The 21,847-nt window shown below is 63.7% G+C and carries 17 protein-coding genes and 1 pseudogene; 11 read left to right on the top strand and 7 right to left on the bottom strand.

Translation table 11 applies throughout. The features are described from left to right. Positions 1 to 34: 34 nt before the first annotated feature. Positions 35 to 1,108, bottom strand: coding sequence for a sensor histidine kinase (locus tag ACTOWJ_RS03885; protein WP_441333278.1), 1,074 nt, complete (start codon positions 1,106 to 1,108; stop codon positions 35 to 37). 182 nt (positions 1,109 to 1,290) lie between these two features. Between ACTOWJ_RS03885 and ACTOWJ_RS03880 the strand changes: the two genes are divergently transcribed. After that, positions 1,291 to 1,725 carry a nuclear transport factor 2 family protein gene (locus tag ACTOWJ_RS03880; protein WP_441333277.1) on the top strand — a complete coding sequence of 145 codons (435 nt, stop codon included), beginning with the start codon at positions 1,291 to 1,293 and terminating at the stop codon, positions 1,723 to 1,725. 82 nt (positions 1,726 to 1,807) lie between these two features. Beyond that, on the top strand, positions 1,808 to 2,839 hold the full coding sequence (locus ACTOWJ_RS03875) for a hypothetical protein (RefSeq protein WP_441333276.1): 1,032 nt from the start codon (positions 1,808 to 1,810) through the stop codon (positions 2,837 to 2,839). Between the two features lie 58 nt (positions 2,840 to 2,897). Here the strand turns inward: ACTOWJ_RS03875 and ACTOWJ_RS03870 are convergent, their stop codons facing one another. The 5 genes from ACTOWJ_RS03870 to ACTOWJ_RS03850 are packed head-to-tail and all read right to left on the bottom strand — an operon-like array spanning position 2,898 to position 8,468. Next, positions 2,898 to 4,271 (bottom strand): ATP-binding protein, encoded by a 1,374-nt coding sequence (locus ACTOWJ_RS03870; RefSeq protein ID WP_441333275.1) that lies wholly within the window; start codon positions 4,269 to 4,271, stop codon positions 2,898 to 2,900. A 44-nt stretch (positions 4,272 to 4,315) separates the two neighbouring features. Then, positions 4,316 to 5,038 carry a response regulator gene (locus ACTOWJ_RS03865; protein ID WP_441333274.1) on the bottom strand — a complete coding sequence of 241 codons (723 nt, stop codon included), beginning with the start codon at positions 5,036 to 5,038 and terminating at the stop codon, positions 4,316 to 4,318. A 57-nt stretch (positions 5,039 to 5,095) separates the two neighbouring features. After that, positions 5,096 to 5,728, bottom strand: a complete 633-nt coding sequence (locus tag ACTOWJ_RS03860; RefSeq protein WP_441333273.1) for a hypothetical protein — start codon at positions 5,726 to 5,728, stop codon at positions 5,096 to 5,098. After that, positions 5,725 to 7,884 carry a molybdopterin cofactor-binding domain-containing protein gene (locus ACTOWJ_RS03855; RefSeq protein WP_441333272.1) on the bottom strand — a complete coding sequence of 720 codons (2,160 nt, stop codon included), beginning with the start codon at positions 7,882 to 7,884 and terminating at the stop codon, positions 5,725 to 5,727. The genes ACTOWJ_RS03860 and ACTOWJ_RS03855 overlap by 4 nt, the downstream gene beginning before the upstream one ends. Continuing rightward, complete coding sequence (locus ACTOWJ_RS03850; RefSeq protein WP_441333271.1) at positions 7,881 to 8,468, bottom strand: (2Fe-2S)-binding protein; 588 nt, start codon at positions 8,466 to 8,468, stop codon at positions 7,881 to 7,883. The genes ACTOWJ_RS03855 and ACTOWJ_RS03850 overlap by 4 nt, the downstream gene beginning before the upstream one ends. Positions 8,469 to 8,759: 291 nt before the next feature. On the opposite strand from ACTOWJ_RS03850, the gene ACTOWJ_RS03845 reads away from it, so the two are divergent. The 9 genes and pseudogenes from ACTOWJ_RS03845 to ACTOWJ_RS03805 all read left to right on the top strand — a co-directional run bounded on the left by ACTOWJ_RS03845 (position 8,760) and on the right by ACTOWJ_RS03805 (position 19,089). Then, positions 8,760 to 9,731 carry an MlaA family lipoprotein gene (locus ACTOWJ_RS03845; protein ID WP_441333270.1) on the top strand — a complete coding sequence of 324 codons (972 nt, stop codon included), beginning with the start codon at positions 8,760 to 8,762 and terminating at the stop codon, positions 9,729 to 9,731. 214 nt (positions 9,732 to 9,945) lie between these two features. Next, the gene (locus ACTOWJ_RS03840; RefSeq protein WP_441333269.1) at positions 9,946 to 11,118 is read left to right on the top strand and encodes an efflux RND transporter periplasmic adaptor subunit; all 1,173 of its coding nucleotides are present in this window, start codon (positions 9,946 to 9,948) and stop codon (positions 11,116 to 11,118) included. Next, positions 11,103 to 14,219 (top strand): efflux RND transporter permease subunit, encoded by a 3,117-nt coding sequence (locus tag ACTOWJ_RS03835; RefSeq protein ID WP_441333268.1) that lies wholly within the window; start codon positions 11,103 to 11,105, stop codon positions 14,217 to 14,219. Before ACTOWJ_RS03840 ends, ACTOWJ_RS03835 begins: the two co-directional genes overlap by 16 nt. 366 nt (positions 14,220 to 14,585) lie before the next feature. Beyond that, entirely contained in the window at positions 14,586 to 15,260 is a 675-nt protein-coding gene (locus ACTOWJ_RS03830) for a response regulator transcription factor (RefSeq protein ID WP_441333490.1), read from the top strand. Between the two features lie 35 nt (positions 15,261 to 15,295). Further along, positions 15,296 to 16,594, top strand: a complete 1,299-nt coding sequence (locus ACTOWJ_RS03825; protein WP_441333267.1) for a sensor histidine kinase — start codon at positions 15,296 to 15,298, stop codon at positions 16,592 to 16,594. A gap of 209 nt (positions 16,595 to 16,803) precedes the next feature. Continuing rightward, a complete protein-coding gene (locus ACTOWJ_RS03820) occupies positions 16,804 to 17,601 on the top strand; it encodes a MipA/OmpV family protein (RefSeq protein ID WP_441333266.1) in 798 nt (265 codons plus the stop codon). Positions 17,602 to 17,683: 82 nt separating this feature from the next. Continuing rightward, positions 17,684 to 18,001 (top strand): annotated as a pseudogene (locus ACTOWJ_RS03815) (VC1465 family Xer recombination activation factor); the annotation flags it as partial. A gap of 268 nt (positions 18,002 to 18,269) precedes the next feature. After that, a complete protein-coding gene (locus tag ACTOWJ_RS03810; RefSeq protein ID WP_441333265.1) occupies positions 18,270 to 18,590 on the top strand; it encodes an SEC-C metal-binding domain-containing protein in 321 nt (106 codons plus the stop codon). Between the two features lie 16 nt (positions 18,591 to 18,606). Next, positions 18,607 to 19,089 carry a hypothetical protein gene (locus ACTOWJ_RS03805; RefSeq protein ID WP_441333264.1) on the top strand — a complete coding sequence of 161 codons (483 nt, stop codon included), beginning with the start codon at positions 18,607 to 18,609 and terminating at the stop codon, positions 19,087 to 19,089. Positions 19,090 to 19,631: 542 nt separating this feature from the next. On the opposite strand, the gene ACTOWJ_RS03800 is transcribed toward ACTOWJ_RS03805, so the two are convergent. Further along, positions 19,632 to 21,770, bottom strand: a complete 2,139-nt coding sequence (locus ACTOWJ_RS03800; RefSeq protein WP_441333263.1) for a TonB-dependent receptor — start codon at positions 21,768 to 21,770, stop codon at positions 19,632 to 19,634. Between the last annotated feature and the right edge of the window lie 77 nt (positions 21,771 to 21,847).

Here is a 21,847-nt window from a genome sequence, read left to right as displayed (position 1 = left end):
GATGAGCGTTCGGATAGTCTTCATTTCACGCGTCCTAGGCGGCTGTGAACGGAAGACGAAGATGCACATCAGCGCCACCAGACACGCGGTTGCGGATCTCCAGATGTTGGCGCTCGCCATACAGCACGCGCAACCTCTCGCGCGTGTTGGCCAGGCCGACACGTGGATGGCCGTTCGCTGTCAGATCGGCTTCTACCAAGCCGGGGCCGTCGTCATGGAGATGCAAGTCGAGCATGTCGCCGTCCAGACGCGCGATGAGCTCGATGCGTCCGCCTTCCTCGCGTTTGGAAACCGCGTGCTTGATCGCGTTCTCGATCAGCGGTTGCAGGATCAGGCCGGGCACCAGCGCTTCACGGACAGCGGGTTCGATATCGACAGACATATGCAGGCGCTCGCCGAAGCGTACCTGTTCGATGCCGAGGTAAAGATTGAGCGCGTCGATCTCCTGCATGAGCGTGACGTGCTGCTCCGGATCGGAGTCGAGAGAATGGCGCAGAAATGCCGAAAGGCTTACGACCATCCGGTATGCCGTATCGCGTTTGTCGTCGAGCACCAGGGTGGAAATCGCATTGAGCGTATTGAACAGGAAATGCGGATTGAGCTGATACCGAAGCATCTTGATTTGCGCCAGGTGCGCGGCGTTCTGCGAGCGCAACGCGGCCTCTTTCTGCTGCTGAAGCTGCAGCGCGAACTTGATTCCGAAATAGAGCCCGCTCCACGACAAAAGAATGTAGAGCGTCGAGGTGAAGTACCACAGGTAACCGAAAACATTACGGATTTCGCAGTCGTCGCAGTAGCCAAACGCGATCGTCACGTAAAGCTTCATCTGCAAGAGCGTGGCAAGCACCAGCAGGCCGATCGCGACCGCCGCCATCTGCGGCACGGGCAATCCCCACAAGCGCCGATAGCCCAGACGCAACAAGCTGGTGACGACGAAGCCGCAGGCGGTCACGGACAGCGAGGCGGACACATACGACAACGGTTTCCCGTCGCCCATCGCCGCGGTGAAATGGAGGATGAAATAGCCGAGCCAGCCGACGGTCTGCAATGGCCAGAACAATCGCTTCGAGGCTTCCGTGCTCGAACCGGGCAAGACTGGGGCACTCATGCGGAGATTCTCCATGACAGGCACCCACTATGGATGACTCCTTGCCCGGTGTGAAGAACGACGGGGCAGGGCGTTCAACGCCTCGTCGCGTGCCGGCAACGCTTCATCGCACGACATGAAGACTTTCGCTTTGCAGCCATGCTTAATACGAGGATAGATACGACCCGGCGATTGAGAGAATTATGTTGACATTTTCCTTGGTTCTTGCAGCGGCAGGCACGGCAGCTCCCGGCCCGGCGAATGTCGATCCGTCGACCATCGCCGCTATCGAAGCCACCTGCTTCGATTATGTGGACGGTCAGTTGGAGGCCGATCCGGATCGCGTCGCGCGCGCATTGCATCCCGACCTCGCCAAGCGCGCGGTGATAGGGGATACGCCTTACGAACGGCTTGGCTTGCGGCGCATGTCGAAGGAAGAACTGGTGGGACTGACCAGGAAAGGGGCCTTGAAGACGCCCAAGGAGCAGTGGGACCGCAGCTGCCGCGTGCTCGATGTCATCGGCAATGCGGCGTCGGTACGGCTGGAAACCCAATGGTTCGTCGACTATTTCCACATGGGGAAATTCGAAGACAGATGGATCATCGTCAATGCGCTGTGGTACAGCAAGCCCAAGTGATCCCAGCGCCATTCGATAAGTCGCCTGTCGCCGAGTCCCTATGGGGTATGCAATGAGAAGTACGGAACTGATGGCGCTTTGCTTGCTGGCGTCGGCCTGCGCGCCGATGGATCATGCCGAGTCTTCGAATGCGTCGGCCCGATCGCCAGCACTTCCGCACGCACACGATTCCGGCGCTGTCGCCGAGCGGCAGTTGCCATTGCCGCAGGCCGATGTCGCCCGCCTGGTCGGTGCAGATTGGTTGTCGGGTACTCGCAACGACTACAACCTCAGCACGGATACCGCGCAGAACTTCATGGTGTTCGCGCGTTCGGCGTCGAACTTCAAGGACAGCCGAATCTGGTTCGCACGCAGGGACGGTAGCGGCTGGGGCGAGGCGGCCGAGGTGCCGTTTTCCGATCCGCGCTACCGCGATTCCGATCCTTGGTTGACGCCGGACGGCCAACTGCTCTATTTCGTTTCCAACCGCTCGATCGGCGGTGAGTCGCCGAATACCAGCCTGGATATCTGGCGCGTCGCGCTGGAGAACGGTAGTTTCGGCGTGCCCGAGCACCTTGAAGCGGTTGCCAGTGAGGGCGAGGAGCTCGGTCCCGAATTGCACGATGGTTGGCTTTACTTCAACAGCTCGCGCAAGGGCGGGCCAGCGAAGTTGGCGATTTATCGGGCACGCATGAATGCCAGCGGCTTCGACGCGCCGCAGCCACTGGCAGCGCCGTTCAACGAAGGCGCGGTTCAAGGCGACTTCACCCTCTCGTCGAATGGCCGTCTGGCCGTGTTCTGGAGTCGGCGCGACGACTCCACGGATCCGGATCTGTTCGCCGCCTGTCGAACGAATGAGGGTTGGTCTGCGGCAGTGCGCTTGCCGCCGCCGATCAATGCACCCGGCATGGATTTCACTCCGTCGTTTTCCGCCGACGGCAAGGAACTACGGTTTGCCAGTATGCGCACGTCGGCGAACCCGGGCGATCCCGCCGATGTGTTGAACGGACAGGCCAACCTCTATGTGGTCCAGACGGCCGTGGCGATTCAGGCGACTCGACTGGCACTGCGGGCGACCGTCGGAGAACCCAATCCCGAAGGCTGCGACTCGTCGCGCGCGCAAGCGCCTGGTTAGTGCGGTCGAGAGCGTAGCCGCCATGCGCCACGCCGAACGAAGGCAAGTTGTCGGTTCTTCACCGGGAGCCCGGTGCCGCCGCCTCGATTGCCGGCAGACGGATCGTCGCCCTGAGGCCTCCGCCTGTGCGGTTCTCCAAAATGACGTCGCCCCCGTGGCTGCGGGCGATGGTGCGCGCGATGGCCAATCCCAGGCCGGCGCCTCCGGTCTCGCGGCTGCGCGAAGCCTCCAGGCGAATGAACGGCATGAATACCCGTTCCATGTCGTCATCGGGAATGCCCGGCCCATCGTCCTCGACCACGATGCGCACCCCGTCCACGCCGGCCGTCACCCGGATGCGCGCCCGGCCGCCGTAACGGATGGCGTTCTCTACCAGGTTGCCGATGGCGCGCCTGAGCGCGGAGGGGCGACATCGATACGGCACACGCTCGGTTTCTTCGAAGACGACCTCGCGCCCGAGCTCGGTCAAGTCGTGGCAGATGCTTTCGGCCAGCGCGGCGACATCGACCAGTCGCGCGGTTTCTCCCGTCGCTTGTTCGCTGGCGAAACTGAGCGTCGATTCGATCATGCTCTGCATGTCGTCCAGGGTCGCCAGAAATCGGCCGCGTTCGTCGGGATCCTCGATGAATTCCGCACGAAGCCTCAGCGAGGTGACAGGCGTTCTGAGGTCGTGGCCGATCGCCGCGAGCATCACCGTCCTGTCGGACAGGAAACGCTGAAGCCGGTCCTGCATGACATTGAATGCCGCGGTCATGCGGCGGATATCTTCCGGCCCTTCCTCCGGCAAGCAGTCCACCGTTTCGCCGCGCCCCAACGCTTCCGCGGCGGCCGAGAGCCTGCGCACGGGGCGCGCGATGCGGTGGCCGATCGACAAAGCTATCGCTGAGAGCAAGGCCGCGGTAAGGGAGATCGCAAGCAAAGACTGCGATTTCCAGATCTGTCCGTAACGAGGTTTCGAGAACGCGCCTCGAAGCCATTGTCCTTGCGATGTCGGAACGACAACTCCGGTGCCGAAGCGCGAATCGACTTGGATCGCTCGCGTGCTCGGGGGCAATCCCCAGTCGCCCGGAGGCGGCGGGTGCCAACCGCTGGCCGGCTCCCAATGGGATTCGATGCTTCGGCCGCGCGATCCGGACGATGCGTTTGCCCGGTTTGGCAAAGCGCTTTCGTCGCTGAGGCGCGCCAGCGCCTCGCGCCTGAACTCGGACGCGTCGGTCGGCTGTTTGTCGCTCAACCAGAAGCGAATGTTCGCCGAAGCCATCCCTTCCACGATCTCCCGATGATCGACGGAAGGTGTCGTATCGAGCAATCGGGCGACGGACGCCGTCCTCATCAGAAATTCGTCGCGTTCGGCGATGCGAATGGCGCGGATGCGTTCATCGGCCGATATGACGAAACCGGCGATCTGCGCCGCGGCCAGGGTCGGCAGCAAGAGGGCGACCAGTTGGCCGGCAAGACTTCTTGGCCATATCCGCATCACACCGCCTCCACGTCGGCGGCGAAGGAATATCCGCCGCCATAATGCGTCCTGATCAATTTCGGATTGCGGGGGTCGACTTCGATCTTCCGGCGCAAGCGGCTGACCAGATTGTCGATGGCGCGATCGAAAACTTCGGCGGTGTCTTTTCCCGCGGTCAGGTCCAAAAGTTGATCTCGGGTCAGTACATGACGGGGACTCTCGATCAGGACCGAAAGCAGGCGAAACTCGGCGGTGCTGAGCGGCACCGCCACGTTGTCCTTGCCGATGAGCTCGCGACGTCCCACATCGAAGGTCCAGCGATCGAACTTGAATTGCCTGGCGCGCGGAACGTAACGGCTGGGCGATGCGCCGCCGGCCCGGCGCAGGACCGCACGGATGCGGGCAAGCAGCTCCCGAGGATTGAAGGGCTTGGGCAGGTAGTCGTCGGCGCCCAGCTCGAGCCCGGCGATCCGGTCGACGTCTTCGGTCAACGCGGTCAGAAGAATGATCGGTATCTCGCCCGAAGCGCGCAGTCTCCTGCACAGGGACAGGCCATCCTCTCCCGGCATCATGATGTCCAGGACGATCAAGTCGGGCGTGGCTTGAAGCATCAAACGTTCCAGGGACACCGCGCTGTCGGCCTCGCTGACGCGATAACCCTGCTCGCGCAGGTACCGGCAGACCAACTGCCTGATATCGCGATGGTCATCGACGACGGCAATGTGAGGCTGTCGCTCCATGGCAGGCTCTATAGCACAGCGCATCATCGGCCGCGATCGTCCCGCGTCACGTCGCGGTCAATCCGGACAGATGGCCCCGCTGGCCACCCAGTCGCGCACCAGCCGGCCGAAATCCGCATGCGATATCGGTGGCATCGAGCGAAGCTTTCCCGACAGATCCACCCCAGGATTCCAGGCCCAGGCAACGAGCGGATCGGTCGCCAGATGCTCGATGAGGCGTTCATGGGTCATGCCGCCGCGCTTCGGATCGGTCAACGACCGACATATCTCACCGGCGCTCAGCCCCTCCCAACCCATGCGTAGCGGAGCGAGATGCCAAACGGCGTTGCCCGGCACGCCGGAGGCCGAATTGGTCCGTTGATGGCAGGTCGTGCATTGAAGCGCCGGCGTGCCCGAATCGTGCGGGCCTCGCTTCACCTGCATGATGTGCGGGTGACCGTCGTCGCCCTGGCGGGGAAAATCCGTGACGGTGTGACAGTTCATGCAACGCGGGTGCTGGAGAACGGTCGCGATGCGCGCGTAATGAGCCAACGAAATCCGGCGTTCGTCCGTGGCCAGCGCGGCTCTGCGCGCATTCGCTGCCGAGGCCAGGAGCGCGGCACTGGCCATCGTCCCGAACACCATGGACATCGTCCCGAGCACCATGACGGCAGCTATCGCAAACGTCAGTTTCTTGCCGTCCGGACTCATGGCGGCGCCCCCAGATCGTACAGCGACAACGGGAGGCGCCGGATGCGTCTGCCGGTGGCCGCATGGATCGCGTTGACGAGCGCGGGAGCCGTCGGGGGCAGGGCGGTTTCGCCGACGCCACCCCATTGCTCGCCATACCTTCCCATGCTGGGCAGCAGGTGCACTTCGATCTTCGGCATTTCATTCATCCGAAGAAACGGATAGTCGTGGAAATTGCGTTGTTCAACCCGGCCGTCGCGGACCGTGATCCGGCCCATCAGCGCCGCGGCAAGACCTTGCACGATCCCTCCCTCCATCTGCGCGGTGGTGATATCCGGATTGACGATGAAGTTCGGGTCGACCACGCAGACCACACGATGGATTTTCAGCCCGCGCCTGCTCACCGAGACCTCGACTACCTGGGCGCACCAGGAGTAGTCGCCCTCGACGATCGCGATCCCTTGATGGCGACCGGCCGTTCGCCGGCCCCATCCGGCGCGTTCGGCGCAGGCGTTGAGGACGCGAAGCGCTCGCGGGTTGTCGTGCATGAGTTCGCGCCTGAATTCGAGCGGATCCTTGCCGCTGGCTTGGGCCATCTCGTCGACGAACGCTTCGCGAAAGAAGCCGTTCTGCGAAAGGTTGACTCCGCGCCAGAATCCCACCGGAACCACCGTGTCCCGCCTGGCGCAGGCGACCTCGTAGGCGGGGCAGGGGTAGGGGAAATTCTCCTCGGAAAAACCATCCATGAGCGCGTAATCGACGCCGTCGCGCAGCCACTCCGGCGCCAGGACCGCCGCGATCGACGAGCCGGCGAGACGTACTTGCCAGGCGATCAGTTTTCCGTAGGCATCGAAACCCGCGGTGTGGCGCGCAACGATCATCGGTCGGTAGTAGTCGTGCGTCATGTCTTCCTCGCGCGACCAGGTCATCTTGACGGGCGCGTCGACCTGACGCGCTATTTGCACCGACATCCGCGCCCAATCCTGCGAACGTCCGCGGCGTCCGAATCCGCCACCGAGATGGAGCTTGTGCACGTACACTTGCGAAGGGGCCAGGCCCAGGGTCGCGGCCACCACCGCGGTGGTGCCTTCGCCGTTCTGGGTCGGTGCCCATACCTCCGCGCGCCCGCCGCTGACCCGCGCCGTACAGGTTTGAGGCTCCATGGTCGCGTGCGCCAGATGCGGAACCTCGTACTCCGATTCGAGCAGCCTCGCGGCTCCGAGCAGCGCCGATTCGACATCTCCGACGCGACGACCGACCGCGACATCGGCGGCGTCGAGTCCGGCGCGGAACGTATCGCGCATCGCATCGGTATTGGTCCCGATCGCAGCCGTCTCGTTCCATTCCACCTCAAGCCGGTCCAAGCCTTTCTTTGCCTGCCACCAACTGCGCGCTACCACCGCAACCGCTGTTTCGCCCACCGGTACGACATGAGTCACGCCGGGCATGTCCAGGACCGGCGCGGCATCGAAACGGACGAGTTTGCCGCCATGCGCGGGGCAGGCGGCGACGGCGGCATGCAGCATCCCCGGCAGGTCGACATCGCTGGCGTAGATCGTGCCGCCGGTCACCTTGGGCTTTGCGTCATGGCGACGGACCGTGGTGCCGATCAGCCGCCACTGGTCGGGCGTTTTAAGCGCGACCGCGGCGGGCACGGGGCGTTGCGACGCGGCCGAGGCGATCTTGCCGAAGCGGACGGATCGACCGCTCGATGGGTGACGGACGCTGCCTGCGCGAGCGACACATTCTTCCATCGGCACCTGCCACTGTTCCGCAGCCTCCGCGATCAGCATCGAGCGCGCTTGCGCGCCCGCCCGCCGCAGATAGAGGTGGCTGTCTCGAACGGAAATGCTGGTCGAGGTCACCATGTTGCCGAAGGGTCTGCCCGTCGTCACATTTCGATGCGTATCGGCGTACTCGGCCCGCACCCTGGACCAGTCGCATTCGAGCTCTTCGGCCACCAGCATCGGCAAGGCCGTGAAAATGCCTTGCCCCATGTCCGAACGCGCGACGCGGATAATCGTGGTGTCGTCGGGTTGAATGGCCACCCATACCGTGACTTCCGGCGTTGTCTCGCTTTGAGTCCCGGCCCAGGCCAACATCGGTTTGCGCAAGAGCACCATGCCGCCCGCAACGGCGCTCGCTCCGAACAGGAAGGTGCGGCGCGACATCATCATCGCGGCGTTTCCCGACCCGGCCCGAACGCCGCCAACTTGATCGCCTGGCGAACGCGCTGGTAGGTACCGCAACGACACAGATTGCCCGACATCGCTTCGTCGATGTCGCGATCCGAAGGTTTCGGAATGACGCTAAGCAGCGCCGCCGCTTGCATGATCTGCCCGGATTGGCAGTAGCCGCACTGCGCCACATCGACTTCCAACCAGGCAGCCTGGAGAGGATGCAGGGCGCCATTGCCCAGGCCTTCGATCGTCGTGATGGCCTGTCCTTCGACCTCGTTTACAGGCACGACGCAAGCGCGCCGGGCTTGCCCGTCCACATGCACGGTGCAGCAGCCGCACAGAGCGGCGCCGCAGCCGTAGCGCGTGCCGAACAGCTTGAGGTGATCGCGCAGAACCCAGAGCAGCGGCGTGTCCGGTTCGACATCCAGCGCGTGCGCTTGCCCATTGATCACGAGCCTGATCATCTGCCTACCCTCAGTTGAACCATCGTCGATGGCGACATTTCGAACGCGTCCGGAGCATGCGCCGGAACCGAATTCAGGGCAGGGCGGGTGAGGCTTACGACAAGCCGTACCAATCACGTGTTGACTGGCTGGCGTCTCTCATTCCGGCCCTGTGTCGCAGAGTATTCGCGGGCAGGGACGCGAAATATGTCAGGATTGTCGCGACTGGAGGGGGCGCCTTGCTGCGGTGGCGGCACGGCCTCTGATCAAGAGTGCAGTTACGGAAATGGGGATCTGGTGCTTTATCCATAGCTGAGCCGACATTGCGCCGACATTGCACCGACATTGCACCGACATCGTCGATCCACATTGAGGCCAACGCCTCAGTCCGACTGCTAGTCGGCGGGCACTTGCCCAGTGAGATCGCCGATGAAGTTCTTTCAATCCGTTTTACTCGCCGCGATGGTTCTGGCGGCCACTGCCTGTGCCGGTAAGCCCGCGAACTTGCGGACGTCTGCCTCCACTGCGGCGGAACGCGTGGCAGATGAAGCCGCCCGCCAGCAGGTCTCGTTGTCGTCCACCGCGAACGAATCACCCTCCTCCGGGGAGGGCGCGACAGTCGCGCTGGCCGCGCCGACGACCAACGAAGACGCAGACGTCGCCGGCGCGGATCGAACGCAGATCGCTGACGGCGACGATGCTCTCGATGCGTCCTTGCCGATGCCGCCTGCCTCAGAGGATTCGGCCGAGGTGGAAGACGTCGCCGCAACGCTCTATGCACGCGCTGCGGTGCGGGATCCATGGGAGCGCTACAACCGGCGGATCCATCGTTTCAACAACGTGGTCGACAAGCATGTACTGCGTCCGCTCGCAGTCGGTTACATCAAAGTGGTTCCACCGCCCGTGCGTTCTGGCGTTTCCAGGTTCTTCGGAAATCTGGGCGAGCCCGCCAACGCGATCAACCAGGCATTGCAGGGCGATCCGCTACTCGCGCTTAAATCTCTGGGCCGATTCGCCGTCAATACGACGCTGGGCATCGGCGGGGTACTGGATCCCGCCGCACGGATGGGGCTGGCCGGTCGCGACGGCGAGGACCTGGGGCAGACGCTGGCCGTCTGGGGATGGCGCAACTCACGTTACTTGGTCATGCCGTTCCTGGGCCCGCGCACAGTGCGCGATTCGATCGCAATCGTCGGCGACCAACGGCTCGCGCCCATCGGCTACCTCAACGACAGCGGCACCGCGAGTGCGCTGCAATTGCTGGAGATCGTCGACGGCCGGACGCAGCTCATGTCCATCGATCGAATGAGGCAGGACGCCTATGACGACTACACGTTCGTGCGTGATGCATGGACGCAGCGCAGGAACCACCAGATCGACAAGGGCGATCGGGGCGATTGAGCCCTCCAGTGCACCGTCCCGTGTCGACTCCCTGCGTAATCGGAGTCGATCTTGATTGGCTCGGGATGAGGTAGGTGAACAAATCCGCGGCTTCGCGCCACCACGACATTTGCGCGACACCCGTCTTTCATCATGGCCAAAGCGTTCCCCCGACATGGAAGGACCAGCGCCGACGGCGCGGATAACGATGCGACAGATAAAAGCCGGTTCCAGAATGAAGTTCGCCGAAATCGCAATCACGGGCGCTGCCGTCCTGGTCCTGGCCGCAGTCGTGACTTTCCTGAAGTCGCGGGACGAGCAAGGCAGTTCGCAGGCCTCTGCGCCGGCGCCGGTCATGTCCGTGCTGGTGACACGCGCGCGCGCGTCGGAACTGCCGATTCGCGTCCCGGCTTCGGGCAGTATTGCCGCGTGGCAAGAAGCGATCGTCGGCAACGAAAGCAACGGGCTGCGGTTGACGGAAGTCAGAGTCAACATCGGCGACACCGTCCGCAGCGGCGACGTATTGGCGTTGCTCAACGCCGACGTGGTCGAAGCCGAGTTGGCGGAGGCGCGCGCGGCGGTGGCGCAGGTCGAAGCGGAGTCGATCGAGGCTACGGCGAACTCCGCTCGTGCCAAGGCGCTGGAAGGTTCCGGAGCCATGTCCGCGCAACAGATCGCCCAGTACTTCGCCGCCGCACAAACCGCGCACGCACGCCTGCAAGCGGCCCGAGCAGCGGAGAAACGCAATCGCGTACGCCTGGCCCAGGCGCGAGTGCTCGCGCCGAGCGACGGCGTAGTCACTTCGCGCACCGCGACCGTCGGTGCGGTGGTGCCGGCCGGAGAGGAGTTATTCCGTGTAATCAAGGACGGGCGGCTTGAATGGCGTGCCGCCGTGTCCACCGCGGACCTGGATAAGCTGCGCCCCGGGCAGGCGGTGGAACTCGTCATTCCCGGACGCCCGCCGATTCGCGGCGAGTTGCGGGCGCTTGCCCCTACCATCAGCACCGACACCCGCAGCGGTCTGGCCTACGTCGATCTTCCGCGCGACAGCACGATCCGCGCCGGCGCTTTTGCCAGCGGCCACATCGAAGTGGGGCAGGGGCGCGCCCTGACCCTGCCGCAGAGTGCGGTGCTGCTGCGCGACGGATTCAACTACGTCCTGCAGGTCGGAGCGAGCGCGAAGGTATCGAAGAGGAAAGTCAGCGTCGGCCGGCGCGCCGGCGATCGGATCGAGATCGTCGCCGGCTTGTCCGAGAGCGAGGAGGTGATCGCTTCAGGGGTCGGATTCCTCAGCGACGGAGATATGGTCAAGGTCGTCGGTCGGTTCGGGGGCGATGACGCAACCACCCGCGCGGCCACCGCCGGTCCCGGGCGCGCGTTCGCTATTCCGGCGTGGAGCGGACCGTGAGCTTCAATGTTTCGGCCTGGTCGATTCGCAATCCGGTAGCGACCACGCTGTTGTTCGTCCTGCTGACGCTGGCCGGCTGGGCCGGCTTCGCGGCGATGAAGGTCCAGGATTTTCCCGACCTCGACTTTCCCATCGTCACCGTCACCGCCGCGCTGCCGGGCGCATCGCCGTCGCAGTTGGAGAGCGATGTGGTGCGCAAGATCGAGGACGCGCTGGCCAAGCTTCCGGGCATCAAGCACATCAAGACTTCGCTGACCGATGGGATCGCCACGATCAACGCCGAGTTCGATATCGGAAAGCCCGTGCAGGAGGCGGTGGACGACGTACGCAGCGCCGTCTCCAGCACACGCGCGAACCTGCCGGCGGACCTGCAGGATCCCATCATCAAGAAGGTGGAAGTGGCCGATTCGCCGGTGTTGATCTACGCGCTGTCCTCGAGCGCGCTGGATGAGGAGGCGCTGTCCTGGTTTGTCGACGGAAAAGTCGCCAAGCGACTGTTGGCCGTGCCGGGCGTCGGCGCGGTATCGCGCGTAGGCGGCGCCGAACGGGAAATACGCGTCGAGCTGGATCCGCAACGGCTGCTGGCCTTGAACACCACGGCAGCCGACGTCTCCCGTCAACTGCGCGAATTACAACAAGAAGCATCAGGCGGCCGGGTCGATCTCGGCGGCGCCGAGCAATCCATCCGCACCATCGCGACCGTGGCCTCAGCGGGCGAAATCGCCGCACTCGACATCGCCCTCGGCGACGGCCGCCGGATCCGCCTCGACCAGATTGCCGCCGTATCCGATACCACCTCCGATCCGCGCTCGGCGGCCCGGTTCGACGGCAAGCCCGTGGTGGCGTTCGAAGTCGTCCGAGCGCGCGCCGCCGGCGAGCTCGATGTCGCACAGGGCGCACGCGCTGCGATCGAGGAACTGCGAGCCGCGCATCCCGACGTGCGCTTCGTGGAGACGGTCAACTACGTCGATCCGATCGTGGATAACTACGCCGGGTCGATGATGTTGCTCTACGAAGGCGCCGCGCTGGCGGTTCTGGTGGTGTTCTTCTTCCTGCGCGACTGGCGGGCGACCTTGATCGCGGCGGTGGCGCTGCCCCTGTCCGCGATTCCGACGTTCGCGGTGATGCACCTGATCGGCTTCAGCCTCAACACGGTGTCGCTGCTGTCGTTGTCGCTCGTGATCGGCGTGCTGGTCGACGACGCGATCGTCGAGATTGAGAACATCGAGCGCCACTTGCTGATGGGAAAAACCCCCATGCGTGCCGCCAGCGAAGCCGCCGATGAGATCGGCATGGCGGTCATCGCCACCACGTTTACCCTGGTGGCGGTTTTCCTGCCGACTTCGTCGATGGGCGGCGTGGTCGGAAAATACTTCGTCCAGTTCGGATGGACCGCGGCGGTGGCCGTGTTCTTCTCCCTGGTGGTTGCGCGCATGCTGACGCCGACCATGGCGGCGTATCTGCTCAAAGCCGCGCACCGGCGGCAGCGTCTGCCTCGGTGGGTCCTGGTCTATCTGCAATGGGCGCGTGCCTGCCTGCGACGCCGCACACTCACCCTCGCATCGGCAGCGCTGCTGATCGGTGCGGGCCTGGCGATCGCGCTCGGGCTGCCAGGCGAATTCATGCCAGCCGACGACAGCGACCAGACCCAAATCACAGTGACTTTGCTACCAGGATGCACTCTGCGCGACACCCTGGCCGCGGCTGAGCACGCCCGCCGCACGATAGCCGCCCATCCCCAGGTCCGTTCCGTTTACACCGCGATCGGCAGCGGCGGCGGCGACGCTGGCGCGGGGCCGGACGCGCCCGCTGCCGCGACGGTCACCACCGCGGTGCTGACCGCCAACCTGATGCCGCGCGCAGAACGGCGCGGCACGACGCGGCAGGCGATCGAAAGCGACCTGCGCGACGCGCTGCGGCGGCTGCCTGGCGTGCGCATCAGCGTCGGAGCGGGCGGCGGCGCCGAAGGCTATGAATTGGCGCTGGCCTCGGAGGACGGGCAACGACTGGCACAACATGCCGCCGTGGTCGAGCGCGAACTCAGAAGCTTGCCGGGCGTTGGATCGGTGGTTTCTTCCGCGAGCCTGGTCCGGCCGGAACTGGTCGTCCGCCCGGATTTCGCGCGCGCGGCAGACCTCGGCGTGAGCTCGGCGGCGATCGCCGAAACGCTTCGGGTCGCGACCCTCGGCGATTACAGCCAGGACGTTGCGAAACTCAATCTCAGCGAGCGCCAAGTGCCGGTGGTGGTGAGGCTGGCCGATCGCGGTCGCAACGATCTGGACGTACTGCGTCGCTTGCCGGTTCCTGGCGCGCGCGGTGCGGTGCCTCTGGAGAGCGTTGCAGACCTGCAGATCCTCGACGGTCCGTCCGAACTCACCCGCCTGGACCGGATGCGCAATGTCAATTTCAAGGTCGAACTCAACGGGCTCCCGCTGGGTGAGATCGAACGTGCAGCCACCGCGCTGCCCAGTCTGCGCAGTCTGCCGGGGGACATCACGTTGAGCGCCACCGGAGACGCCGAGGCGATGGCGGAGCTGGCCTCCGGCTTCGCCATGGCGATGCTCGCAGGGATCGCGTGCATCTATACGGTCCTGGTCCTGCTGCTCAAGGATTTCGCCCAACCGCTGACCGTGCTCACCGCGCTAGTGCTGTCCGCCCCTGGTGCGTTCCTGGCCCTGCTCGCGACCGGTTTCGGACTGTCCATGCCATCAATGATCGGCCTGATCATGCTGATGGGGATCACCACCAAGAACTCGATCCTGCTGGTCGACTACATCATCATCGCGCGCCGCGATCATGGGCTGAACCGACACCGTGCCATTGTCGATGCGTGTCGCAAACGCGCACGGCCGATCGTAATGACCACGGTCGCGATGGGCGCGGGCATGTTGCCGATCGCGTTGGGCATGGGCGCCGATCCGAGCTTCCGCGCGCCGATGGCGATCGTGGTGATCGGCGGCCTCATCACCTCCACCGTGCTGTGCCTGCTGGTCGTGCCGGTGGTCTACAGCTGCGTCGACGACGCGGCTGTATTCGTCAAACGCGGCTTCCGGAAGCCTGCGCTCGCAAGCGCGCCGGGGCCGTTCGTAGCATCGGCCTGAGCGGCCGGAACCCGTGGGTACCGGTGCCATTACTTCACTTCAGACCGGGCGGGGCGAATCCGAATTTCGTTCGCGTCCATGCGGCGATGTTCTCGATGCTGCCCGTTGGCGCGGAACTGAGCCTGCATTCCGATCTGAGCGCTCGACCTACGTGCTGCTTAAGATGGTATTGAACTGGATCGCGGCGGGACTCGCATTTTCATTCGTTTACGCCATGCTAGGGTGGGCCGAGCGCGTCGGCAGCGCGGTCCTGGCCTAGTCTGGAGTTCTCGCGCCGCCTGGCCCGATTCGGCACGAGCGACGCGGTGATGAGCCTTGGGCGGCGGCGGGTTCGGCAACAACGAGGGGCGCATGAACAAGGAATCTCTGTCGATCCTGATCATCGAGGACAACGCGCAGTTGGCTGCCAATCTCTATGATTACCTGGAAGCCTGCGGCCATCAGCTCGACGCCGCGCCGGACGGCCAATCCGGCTTGCACCTGGCCACGTCGAAGGATTACGACGCCATCGTGCTCGACTGGAACCTGCCGCGGCTCGATGGTCTGACGGTACTGCGCAGACTCAGGGGCGAGGCCAAGAAAAAGGTGCCCGTGATCATGCTGACGGCGCGCGATCAGCTGGCCGATAAGATCGACGGCTTCGAGGCCGGCCTGGACGATTATCTGGTCAAGCCGGTGGCCCTGCCCGAGATCGAGGTGCGTCTGCGCTCGCTGGTGTCGCGTCGCCGGCAGTCCGCGGCGCCCGAGGACGCGCTCTTCGTCGGCGATCTTCGCTTCAATCTGGCCACGATGGAGGCGTATCGCGGCGAGCGGCGGATCCCGCTGTCCCGCACCGGACGCCGTCTGCTCGAACTGCTGATGCGGGAGAGCCCGAACATGGTTCCACGGGCGCGGCTGGAACGCGAAGCCTGGGGCGACAGTCCGCCCGGGACCGATCTGTTGCGATCGCACATGCACGTGTTGCGCAAGGCGATCCAGCTCGATTCGGAGAAGGCCTTGTTGCACACGGTGCCCGGATCCGGCTACAGGCTCCACGAGTGAATACGTCCACGCCATCGACGGGAAGGCCGCGCAGTGTGCACCTGTGGATCAGTGCGACCTTCATCCTGTTCGGTGTGGTCATGCTGGTGGCCTTGTCGATCCAGGCCTACAACAGCCAGCTTCTGCTCGAGCACAAGAGCTGGACGGATATCCTGCGCTCGCTCTCGGCGGATTATGCAGCGCGCGTGCGGAGCGGGCAGGGGGCATCGCTTCCGAGCACGGGTTTGGTCAGGGCCTGGTACGTCGAGGGCAAGCACGTCGAGGGCAGGCGCAACGCGGCCCTGGCGCCCGATTATTTGATCGATCTGCCGCCTGGATACTATTCGACCGAAGGCGAAGATATCGATGTCGATACCGACGCTCGCTTTCATTTGTTGATCGAAGACCTCCCGCCGGGGCGGCTCATCACCCAGATCGATATCACCGCGCTGGAGGAACAACAGAACCACGATGCCATCGTAAGCGGCGTTTGGGCGATCGCATTGCTCGCGCTCATAGGCGGCTCGATCGCCTGGCTGCACGCCAATCTGGTGCGTCCGGTGCGGGATTTGGCCGACCGCATGCGATCGATGGATCCCGGCGCGGTCGGTGGCAGGCTTCCGACGACCTACCGCCACGAAGAAATTCAGATCATCGCCCAAGCGAGCAATGCGCACCTGGAACGGGTCGAGCGGTTCATCGAACGCGAACGCAGCCTGCTCGATCAGGCCAGCCACGAGTTCCGCACGCCGATAGCGGTCATCTCCGGCGCTATCGACGTGCTCAAACAGATTTCGCTGCCGGACGCTTCGAAGCCCGCGTTGACGCGGATCGAGCACGCGGTGGAAAACCTGTCGGAAACGATGGTCGCGCTGCTGTATCTGGCCCGCGAGCCGGACCCAGGCGTCGACGCGGTCGAGGTCACCGTGTTGCACGAGCTGTTGCCGCGACTGGTCCAGGATCACGAACACCTGTTGCGCGGAAAAGCGGCGCAACTGCGACTCGGCGAGCTGGAACCTACCATCATCGCCGCGCCCGATGCGATGGTGCGCATCGCCGTCAGCAATCTGGTCCGCAACGCCATCGAGAACACCGAAGCGGGCTACGTCGAGATCGCCTTGCACAAGGGCATGGTGTCGGTCGCCGACTCAGGGAGCGGCTTCGACCCGGTCGAAGCCGCGCGGCGATATCGCGACAACCTGCGCCATGCCGTACCTGTACGCGGCCAGGGGCTCGGCCTGTTCCTGATCGGCCGCATCTGCGATCGCTTCGGCTGGAAGCTGGTGATCGAGACGACCGCAAGCGGCGGCACGCGCGCCAAACTCGACGTGAACGCCAGCGTCATCGCGCTCTGAGCCGGGCCGCGCCGCCGCCGCGCCGCACGCTCGTCCAACGCTGCCTCCGCCCCGCGCAATACAGCGGCCGTTAAGGCCGGAGCAGACGGTCGCGACATTTCGGCGACATCGCCGATTCAACCTGACGCGGTCGTTCGCATCCACGCACCGGCACGGCGCGGCGGACTCGCGAACGCCGCACTCCATTACTCGAGAAGGTCAGTCTTCCCATGAAGAAACTACTGTGGCCCGTGCTGCTGCTCGGCATGTCGTTGGACGCGTCGGCGCAAACGGGAGAACCGGACGATGCCTGGGACCCAAAGCCGCCCCGCTGGAGCGTAGGGCTGGCAGCGGCGATCGCCGACAGTCCGTATGCAGGGGAGGGGACTCGTATCATGCCGATTCCGATGGTGAGCTACCAGGGCGAACGATTCTCCTTCCGCGGGCTCACCGCCAACTGGCGGATATGGGGCAACGATTCGTTCGAATTGTCGGCCTTGAGCAAGTTCCGTTTCGACGGATTCAAGGTGGACGACCTCGGCAAGCGCGAACTCGCCAGGAATGGCATCGATTACCGTCTGATCGAAGATCGCGACAAAGGCTTCGATCTCGGGCTCGCAATGAAGTGGAACGGCCGCGTCGGCGAGATCGAAGCCGAGTTGCTCGCCGACGCCACCGACACCAGCGGCGGGCAGGAGATCAACCTGCAGTACGGTTACCCGATCCAGATCGGCAAGGGCATGCTGACGCCAAACATCGGGGTCACCTGGATGTCCAAGGACATGGCCAACTACTACTACGGCACGCTCGACAAAGAGGTCGCTCGCGGCGTCGTCGATTACAAACCTGGAGCGGTCACGATTCCGCATGCAGGCGTCGGCTATTTCCGACCGATCGGCGAGAAGTGGACGGTCATGGGCTTTCTCAAATACAGCCGCTTGCCAGACGCCATCCAGCACAGTCCGTTCATCGAACCCGATACCGACAGCTCGGTGTCGATGTTGATCGGATTCTCGCGGGGATTCTGAAAACGCCTCTTGGTAACATAATACATATTATGCGAACTCAAAGCCCAAGCACGCCTGCCGTGTAAGCACCCCCAAACGGAAGATATTTCCAACGTCGCCGTGGGCTTTCCGGGAAGCCCGGCTCTCTTGCGGCCTTGGCATTCGGGCCTGCGCTGATCTGCTCAAGGTCAGTGAGCGCACCGTTCGCAATTGGGAGTCTGGCGAAGCCCGCATTCCGTATGCCGCCTACAAGCTCATGAAGCTTTCTCGCGGCGGTCAGGTTTTGGGGCCTGAGTGGCACGGCTATCGGGTCTGGCGTGACCTGCTGATCACCCCGGAGGGCCACCGCTTCCATGCCTCGGAACTGGCTTGGTGGTCGCTGACCATTCGGCGAGCAAAGGCGTTCTCCGACGTTCTGAGGGACTTGCACGACGCACGCGACCGCTTGCGCGGAGCGTTTGAGCGAGAGCGTGAGCGAGCGCGTGCGATCGCCGCTGAGGGACAAAACGACCTGGTGCCTGCCCACGCTGGATGGACGGCCAGCACCCCGGCTGGCTGGGCGAGCGCCGCAGGCGCGAGCCTTGGGCTTGTCTCTTCTACAACAAGTCGTACGCCAAACAGTAAAAGCCTTGGTACATATGCGTTTCAGGCCCTTGCGCATGGCCCTATAATGGGGCCACAATGGGGCCATGAAGTCGCCCAAGACCCCAGCCAGCAAGTTCAATCTTCGGCTTCCGCCCGAGATTCGGGAGGCGGCCGAGGCGCAGGCGGACTCGATGGGGATGAGTCTCAACGCCTACTGCATCCAGGCCTTGCAGAACTTCATCCCGTACACAGCCAAGCGACCGCGGTTGCCTGCAAGACCAACAAGTCACACGCCCGCAGCCAGATCAACAACGCCAACGGCCCGCAAGATCACTGCGCCGACCTGGGCCAAGGTCGGCCGCAACGATCCATGTCCTTGTGGCAGCGGCCGGAAGGCCAAGCATTGCCATCCAGAGGCCTGCTGATTCCGGAGGCTTCGCCATGAGCCTGACGCTTACGTTTCGGGCTTCCGGCGAGGAAGTCATTGTTTTAAAGGCGCTGGTTGATGCCTACGAACGCGTTCTGCATGGGATCGACTCAGATCTGATTCTCGCCGCTGCTGACGACGCCGATAGCCTTCGCATCCTGTCGGATATCACTGACTACGCTGCGACGCGCAGAGCGCAGCTCGCGCGGCGCTGGCGGAAAGCGGTTCGCCGTATGAACCGCGAGCACCGCGCCGATTCTCTCGCTTCATTGGGGGTGTTGGGGGCATCGCCCCCAACGACTATGGCGCATGGATGCGCCGCTCTGCCTTCAGCGGTCGGAACCGCGCTTTCGTCCCCTGCCCTGGCCAGCGAACAGCGCGAGAAATCCCAAGGCGACATAACCACTAATGCGAACCCGTTTTTTTGCGATCCGAAGGTGCAGAGATTGCAGAGCGGCGGAGACGTTACGACTAGCGATTTTGGAGGTGGCCAGTGAGCACCGTAACTCGACCTACACATTATGCGAAGTAGTGTATCGTCGCGTCTGGTGCGTTTCCTGCGTGTTTTCATGGGCTTACTCATACAGACAGGAGGTCACCGTAGCCACTTGTTCGTCGTAGAGAAATTCCCCCAGTCTCCGTAGAAATACTGCGCACATGTAGCTACTTGTCTGCTGTCGCTTTTGACTTAAAGCCTAGCTCCAGGTGGTTCTTCGGCGTCAACCGCAAATCTTGCACATTTAAAACCAGGCAACTTCCGGCCGGCCGCCCGGCTGCTGGATTAAGCGCAGCCACTGTCGGGTCTGAGCCTGGAAGGTTTGCGCGCCTGCTTCAGGCTTCAACCCAACGTACGCCCTTGCCTTCATCGACTTGATCCAATTCTATGACCGTCCCTGCTAAGGGAAAACATCGGCCAGACCAGTCGATCACTACGCCGATCGGAGCCGCGTTCCGATGCTTCGCTTCCCGTGCTGGCAGTGATCGCACTGCCGGCGCGGTAACTTCTTGACCCGGGCCGTCGTTCGACGACGGCAGGAACTCAAAAGGCATAACGGAAACCCACCCCCACAGTTCGTCCGCGCGCCGGCGCACCGGTGATCACGTCAGGGCGCGAGTAGTTCAAGTACATGTCGTAGCGTTCGTCGAGCAGATTGTCGGCCCAGGCGTAGAACTCGACGTTGCCCGTTTCCAGGCCCACGCGCAAATCCACTTTTTCGTAGCCGGCCAGATTCAGATGATTCTGCGCATCGATCGGTCGTGCGCCGATGTTGCGGTAGGCCAGGCGTGCATTGAAAGTAGGCGTGGCCAGGCCCCAGAACGGCTGCAGTTCGCGACGATAGGACACAGTCGCGCTGCCGCTCCAGTGCGGCACGTCCGGCGTTCGATTGCCAGCGGCGACATCGCCACCGGACACGCCTAGCGCCGAACTGGTGATCTTGGCATCGTTGTAGCTGAGCCCGCCCGACAACGACAGACCGTACTGGAAGCGCCAGCTGCCTTCGAATTCGGCACCGCGACTGCGGGTGTCGGCATTGATCGCGCTGACGGCCATGGTGTTGAAGTCGTAGCCGAGCAGATGATCGTCGCGAACCTTGTTCTCATACACCGCGCCGCTGAGCTGCAGGCGCCGATCGGCGGACTCGTGCTTGAAGCCCAACTCCGCGGTGTTCACCGTCGCGGCCTTGTACGGAATGCTGTCGACCACTTGCGTGGTGTAGTCGTTGAATCCGCGCGGTTTGTAGCCGCGGGCGAGAACCGCGTACAGGTTGGTGGTCGGTGTGACCTCGTAAGACAACGCCACCCGGCCGGTCGCGAAATCCTCGCTGAGCTTGCGGGCATCGCTGACGCTCGCTCCGCGCGCGAGGTACAAGCCCTTGTAGTCCTTGTTCTCCCACGAATAACGCAAGCCAGCGGTCAACTTGAGCTTGTCGGCCAAGGGCACGGTGGTTTCACCGTAGATACCATAACTGTCGGTAGTGAAATCGCGCAGTTGCTGGTCGCCGGTGCTCAAGTACAGCGAATCGAAACTGCGTTCGGACTTGGTCAGATTCAGTCCGGCGACCCAGAACACGCGCGCACTCGGCAACGAGGACCAACGCAGGTCTTGGCTGTTGACCTGTTCGTTCGAAGTATCGGGAACCAGGTACTCCATCGGCATGCCGTACAAAGCCTGGGTGAGGCGGCGGTCGTAGCCCTTGGTGCCGCGGAAATCGGCGACGGTGCGCGCGGTGATCGAGGTGATGCGGCTGTTGTCGAGATCGTGATTGATCTCCACCGAGTAGCGCTGAACTTTCTTGCGATTTCCGTCGAACACGCCCGGAGCGAAATCCAGGCTCGGCGCATCGCCGAACGGACGCAACAGCTCCAACCAAGCCTTGTGCTTCATCTCCTGCATCTCGGCGATGAACAGCGCGCTGGTCGCGCCCGAGCTCCATAGCAAACTGCCGCGCACCGCTTGTTCGGTCGGTTCGATCATCGGCTTGCCGTCGTTGGCGTTGTCGATCCAACTCTCCGAACCGGCGTTGCGCACCGCGATGCGGCCGGACCATTGTTCCGACAGCGCGCCGCCGACCGCGGCTTCTTCCAGGTGCTGGCCTTCCTCACCCGCTTCCAGGCGTACATAGCCTTCGCGTTCGCGGGTCGGACGGCGCGTGGTGACGTTGATCGCGCCAGCCTCGCTGTTGCGACCGAACAAGGTGCCTTGCGGTCCCTTCAACACTTCGATCCGATCCACGTCGAACGTCGCCAGCGAAGCATGTCGCGCCGACATCGCCACGCCATCGATGCTCATCACCACCGAGCCGTCGTCCATGCTGACCTGATTGAGCGAACCCACACCGCGCACGCGCACGTTGGCATCGTTGGCGCTGCCGTAGGTATTGATCTCCACGCCCGGCGAGTTGCGCAGCACGTCCTGAACATCGAGCAGGCGGCCGGCTTCGACGTCGGCACCGCGCGTCACGCTGAGCCCGAATGGAATGTCCTTGGGACTTTCCTGGCCCAAACGCGCGGTGACCGTTACGGTCGCCAGGTCGGTGGCGTCGGCCGCTGCATCGGTGTCGGCGTCCGGCGCCGCGATCGCCGCGCACGGCAGCAAGGCCATAGCGACAGCGAGGGCCAGCGCATCGGCGCGGCTCCCTGCGACGAGCAGACGGGCGGCATCTATCGGGTACGACATGTTGAATCCTTGAAGAAGAAAAGTAGGAGATCGAAGGTGGGAGGCGATCGCGCCACGAACCGCGCTTGATGGCGGGT

The organism is Lysobacter sp. CA199 (genome assembly GCF_052078715.1).
In the GTDB taxonomy this organism is placed as follows: Bacteria; Pseudomonadota; Gammaproteobacteria; order Xanthomonadales; family Xanthomonadaceae; genus Lysobacter.
This window is presented reverse-complemented; position numbering and strand designations above follow the sequence as displayed.

What these genes read in the sequence shown, in the direction of transcription:
- ACTOWJ_RS03885 (WP_441333278.1), bottom strand. Translation starts at nt 1,108, where the DNA reads ATGAGTGCCCCAGTCTTGCCCGGTTCGAGCACGGAAGCCTCGAAGCGA.
- ACTOWJ_RS03880 (WP_441333277.1), top strand. Translation starts at nt 1,291, where the DNA reads ATGTTGACATTTTCCTTGGTTCTTGCAGCGGCAGGCACGGCAGCTCCC.
- ACTOWJ_RS03865 (WP_441333274.1), bottom strand. Translation starts at nt 5,038, where the DNA reads ATGGAGCGACAGCCTCACATTGCCGTCGTCGATGACCATCGCGATATC.
- ACTOWJ_RS03860 (WP_441333273.1), bottom strand. Translation starts at nt 5,728, where the DNA reads ATGAGTCCGGACGGCAAGAAACTGACGTTTGCGATAGCTGCCGTCATG.
- ACTOWJ_RS03855 (WP_441333272.1), bottom strand. Translation starts at nt 7,884, where the DNA reads ATGATGATGTCGCGCCGCACCTTCCTGTTCGGAGCGAGCGCCGTTGCG.
- ACTOWJ_RS03845 (WP_441333270.1), top strand. Translation starts at nt 8,760, where the DNA reads ATGAAGTTCTTTCAATCCGTTTTACTCGCCGCGATGGTTCTGGCGGCC.
- ACTOWJ_RS03840 (WP_441333269.1), top strand. Translation starts at nt 9,946, where the DNA reads ATGAAGTTCGCCGAAATCGCAATCACGGGCGCTGCCGTCCTGGTCCTG.
- ACTOWJ_RS03820 (WP_441333266.1), top strand. Translation starts at nt 16,804, where the DNA reads ATGAAGAAACTACTGTGGCCCGTGCTGCTGCTCGGCATGTCGTTGGAC.
- ACTOWJ_RS03810 (WP_441333265.1), top strand. Translation starts at nt 18,270, where the DNA reads ATGAAGTCGCCCAAGACCCCAGCCAGCAAGTTCAATCTTCGGCTTCCG.
- ACTOWJ_RS03805 (WP_441333264.1), top strand. Translation starts at nt 18,607, where the DNA reads ATGAGCCTGACGCTTACGTTTCGGGCTTCCGGCGAGGAAGTCATTGTT.
- ACTOWJ_RS03800 (WP_441333263.1), bottom strand. Translation starts at nt 21,770, where the DNA reads ATGTCGTACCCGATAGATGCCGCCCGTCTGCTCGTCGCAGGGAGCCGC.